We start from the raw sequence: 560 nt of genomic DNA, 5'->3' as shown, positions 1-560 counted from the left end.
GCGTGACTTTGGCAGCGGGCATGGTGGCGGCAGTCTCCGGAGTCTTGCCGCAAGCGCTCATCACCAGCACGGCCAGCATGGCCAAGGGGAAGCGCAAATGTTTGAGTGACTGTTCCATGGAATCATCCGCCAATGTATTGAAGATGGGCGGATGATGCTCGGCGGGCTGTGATGGCACGAATCGAATGAAGCAAAGGTAACTATCATTCGGAATGATATAAGAGCGATTCGAGCCCTCTAGCATGCACCTTTCGTTAGGGTGCTATCAATTGGTTTGATGACAAATGTGTGTTGCGGATCGGGCAAGAATCCACAGACATTGAAATTGCTCGCGCGCAGAAGCAGATTCACCGCACCATTACTTGCTTCCTATCGACCCTGAGCGGCCAATAAATGACCGAACAGCGCGGGTTCTTGTGGCTTGTTCAGTGTACCCGGCGTCCCCTGAACGCATTCGGCAATCGGTGTACGAGTCACCGACAGATGGGCACAGATCGCTTGCGCACAGCTCGCGCGCGATCATCGACGAGTAATAAGACGTTCAATGAGTGATTCTACGG

Annotated in this window: 1 protein-coding gene; it reads right to left on the bottom strand. The window is 53.6% G+C overall.

Annotated elements, in window-relative coordinates:
- Window positions 1–118, bottom strand: a 118-nt coding sequence (locus HT737_RS32930) for a hypothetical protein (protein ID WP_374011217.1), incomplete at its 3' end; no start/stop codon positions are given.
- Window positions 119–560: the final 442 nt, after the last annotated feature.

The organism is Pseudomonas sp. MD195_PC81_125, from assembly GCF_014060985.1.
GTDB classification, from domain to species: Bacteria; Pseudomonadota; Gammaproteobacteria; order Pseudomonadales; family Pseudomonadaceae; genus Aquipseudomonas; species Aquipseudomonas parakoreensis.
The sequence above is the reverse complement of the archived record's forward strand: the minus strand, read 5'-3'. Positions and strand labels throughout refer to the sequence as shown.